Annotated in this window: 4 protein-coding genes and 1 pseudogene; all 5 read right to left on the reverse strand. The window is 41.7% G+C overall.

Annotated elements, in window-relative coordinates; all coding sequences use genetic code 11:
* On the reverse strand, window positions 1–274 hold a 274-nt coding region (locus AAEY55_RS17930; RefSeq protein WP_350552551.1), incomplete at its 3' end, for an MbeD/MobD family mobilization/exclusion protein.
* Between the two features lie 6 nt (window positions 275–280).
* Window positions 281–601, reverse strand: a complete 321-nt coding sequence (locus AAEY55_RS17935; protein WP_350552553.1) for an MbeB family mobilization protein — start codon at window positions 599–601, stop codon at window positions 281–283.
* A gap of 280 nt (window positions 602–881) precedes the next feature.
* A pseudogene (locus AAEY55_RS18785) lies at window positions 882–1,229 on the reverse strand (relaxase/mobilization nuclease domain-containing protein); the annotation flags it as partial.
* Window positions 1,230–1,285: 56 nt separating this feature from the next.
* Window positions 1,286–1,627 carry a MobC family plasmid mobilization relaxosome protein gene (locus AAEY55_RS17945; protein WP_350552556.1) on the reverse strand — a complete coding sequence of 114 codons (342 nt, stop codon included), beginning with the start codon at window positions 1,625–1,627 and terminating at the stop codon, window positions 1,286–1,288.
* Window positions 1,628–2,064: 437 nt separating this feature from the next.
* Window positions 2,065–3,006: a replication initiation protein gene (locus tag AAEY55_RS17950; RefSeq protein WP_350552559.1), complete on the reverse strand. Its 942-nt coding sequence runs from the start codon at window positions 3,004–3,006 to the stop codon at window positions 2,065–2,067.
* Window positions 3,007–3,474: the final 468 nt, after the last annotated feature.

A 3,474-nucleotide genomic window follows, 5' to 3' on the forward strand; every position in this document is an offset into this window, starting at 1 on the left:
TTTGCTCTTGGCCATGATCTATCAAACAAGAAAAATCCCAATACACCTTCTGGTTGTTAGAATTTTCTCGCTTACTGTACTTGCCATGTCTACATCCTAGGCATATTTTCGTGCTCTCTAGCTCTCTCAGTGGCTCTGTGATGCGCTTTGGTTGCTTCTGTCCTGTATCGGTCGCTAAACTGTTCAAGGACTCGTGTAGTTCTCTGAACTGCTCCTCGTAGTCTTTCTGTAACAGTTTCAGTGATTGCAGCAATTGTTGCTCTAGCTCGGTCATTTTTTTCTAGCTCCTGTTCCAAATTTTGTCCAAATCGATTACGTCCTGGATTGGTGTGTCCAGGTGCGCTTGAAACAGCATTCCCGCTAGAAAAACGAGCAGCAAGGATACGATCAATAGCGCTATTTTTATTCGTTTGTACTGGCTCAAGTGGTACTGATTCAGCTCTTGAATAGCGTTTTTCGTTTCGCTCTCGCTTTTTTTCACTTCCATCTTGATAAACTTGTTTAAAGTCTTGAATTCTTTGCTCACGGCCTGCTTGGTAAGCTCGGTTTGCTGCTTCGAGTTCGACTCTAAGGTCTGCGCCAGCTCTGAAAGATGATTCATAAATAGCCCCTTTTAGCCTGATATTTTGCCCACCCTGCGGACTTTTGATTGAAATTGTTTTAGATGCTTTTCTGGCTATTTCAAAGCCTGCATTTTGCAAGGCCGCGATAATGTCATCTCTATTTTTAACAAGCCCATTTTTAGCCATGTTCGTTAAAGTGCCCGTAATACTTTCAACAGCTTGTTTTTTATCCCTCGGTAAATCTCGAGATTGCGTCAAAATAGATTTGTTTTTTGGGTCATGTGGATCTTTAAATTTGCCTGCATCATTGATGAGCTGTTGCCATGCATTCATCATTTTATTTTCGCCGTTATGAAAATAAGGCTGGTAACGTTTGCCACTTTGCAGCTCTACGTTTGGAATTAAAAAGTTAAGCTCTAATCGGCCTTTATCCATATGCTGAATCCACGTTATGTCATATTGATCGCGGTCTAACCCAGCAAAAATAGTGCTCTCGAATGAATTCATGATCGTGTTTTTATTTTCAGGAGTTATGTCTTTTTCTGCGAATGAAAGGCAGCCTGATGTGTAGTTCCTAGCGAAATTTAAACCATTTATATTTTCAACTGTTTGCTCAAGGTCACCCCGTATAACACTCGCCAATTTCCTATCACGATTTTTACCCATGAGGTAATTAGCTGGGCCACTTCCCCCTCCTTTGCCCCGTTTAAAAAAACGAACTATCACTTTTGAACACTCCAGCTCTGCCGTATTTGTTTTAAGTTTTCATCGATAGATGAAAGATAAGAAATAATTTGAAGTGAATCACCGGCTTTAATTTCGGAGCTGTTAACTTGCCGTGCGATTTGATTAATATTATTCCCAATACCTGAAAGTTGCCGCTGCAAAACAGGATCAACTTTTGGGTATTCTTTCTTAACCGACACTTCTAAATTTAGAGAAACCGATCTCATATAATCGGCCAACATTGAAAAACCCGCTTTTTCTTTTTGGCTCTTCAACGCTGAAAATTCACTTTCATTAACTCTAATTTTTATAGATTTAGTTCGTTTTTCATCGGTCATTTTTCCACCTCATTTTGATGTTCGGGTTATAAAATCGCACACGATTTTTAGGGGTTAAGGGGAGAATCCCCTTACCAGTCACAAGGGAGAACGAGCGGAGCGAGAGACCCCCTTGTGCATACTGGCTTTCAGTGTTTCCTTCAAATCACCATTAGTGTTTTCTTAAAGATTTTGAACGCATGATTTAGGTTAAGGGTATTGAGTGAGGAAAAGTGAAACAACAAATAAGTGATTATTTATAGAAATAGTTGGTGAGATTAGGCGTGAAGCTCACTGTGGACAAAGTTGGACAACAAAGGAACGTTGACCAAGCTTTGACACACAGCCGCTTAATAGATAACAGAGTGATTTGAATATTCGCTCCGCTGCAATAAGGGATTTTTTGATCTCTAAGAAAAACCCAAAAGGGCTATTATCTGATATGGCTTATTCGATCACTAAAACGCTTCTTTTAAATAAAGACTAACTGTACTTGCTGAAATACCTAAATCTTGGGCTATATCTCGATTTGAGTACCCTTGCCCTTTTAACTTTATAACCTCAGGCTGTAGCTCAGATTTAGATTTACCTGTTTGCGTTGGTCTTTTTGAAACCCTGCCGCCTTTTGCGCCCTGCTTGGCTTGCCACTCACTAAAGCCGGTTGCGCTAAAGTTCTTATGCGTCCAACGTGCTACGCTCTTGGCTGTTGCTTTAATTTCACTGTGCGGCAATGGCTCTTTGAACGTTTTTTTATTGTAACCCTCAGCCCTAGTTAAACACGCTTCTAGCCAACGTTCGTACTCCGACCACCCCTGCCTAATCGCTTTGTAAGCCCACGTACTAAGATAATCAAATAAGTTACAGTTACGTCCTAGTCCGTAGTCAGGAAGCCGTTTACGGCCACTATAGGCGCTCAAATCGACATAATCAGCGAGCCAATCTAAATCATACAAGCACGGCTCCCATGTAGAGACTTGCCAATGTGGATTTAAAGGGTTTTTACAAATAAGGCCAGCGTAACCTATATCGGCACCGAGTTTTTCTCTCAGCGCGCTCTCTACGGCTGCTGCGTAGCGAAGTGGCGCACTACGACCATCAGGGGCGGTTCTGATAGACACCTCAAGGCCATAAATCAAATGTGCATGGCCGTTTTCACGGTTGGTCGCCACAATGTTAGGCGCTGGTGCGCCAGAGTCGTACCAATCCAAAGAAGCATTCGGTTTGTCTACGTCAAACACTAACCAATATTTATGCGTCGGGCCATTCGCTTGGATGTAACGTGATTTTATCGCGTTCTGGGCACGCGCAATCGCTAAGCCATTCGCGAACTCATCGGTATGGTACGGTTTTTTGGGTAAACGCTGCTCAAAAAGAGAGAGCTGTTGTGCGCTATTATTCAATTACCACCGCGCTTATGGCGGCTTTGACTTGTGAAGTGTTTTTCATGTGTTATTATTCTTCCTGAGATTTATCTCGAACCCTGATTATTCATGCCGTCCGCCAAGTTGGTAATGAATATCGGGGTTTTGTTTTATTAGGGCTTAGGTTACGCCAAATAACCGAGCTGAGCAAGACAGCTTAAAGTGCCTGAAAGCATCTTAAAAAATGCCTTTCAATGAAAATACCGCCTGAACCACAAAAAGTATCACGACAACCCATACTGAATTTTATGTTAAATACCTTTTCTCGGCTAAAACAGCCTTAAAACCTACATTTAACAGCGATTTTAAAGCCGTTCACCCGTTAATTTAAGGGTAAGTTACTTTTCGTAATGCGTGCACTCTTCAACACTTTGCTCTTGGCCATGATCTATCAAACAAGAAAAATCCCAATACACCTTCTGGTTGTTAGAATTTTCTCGCTTACTG

The organism is Pseudoalteromonas sp. 120-MNA-CIBAN-0494 (assembly GCF_040308885.1).
Taxonomy (GTDB): Bacteria; Pseudomonadota; Gammaproteobacteria; order Enterobacterales; family Alteromonadaceae; genus Pseudoalteromonas; species Pseudoalteromonas nigrifaciens.

Bases quoted from the DNA above. Each gene is read 5' to 3' on its own strand.
- AAEY55_RS17935 (WP_350552553.1), bottom strand. From the start codon at position 601: ATGAATCATCTTTCAGAGCTGGCGCAGACCTTAGAGTCGAACTCGAAG.
- AAEY55_RS17945 (WP_350552556.1), bottom strand. From the start codon at position 1,627: ATGACCGATGAAAAACGAACTAAATCTATAAAAATTAGAGTTAATGAA.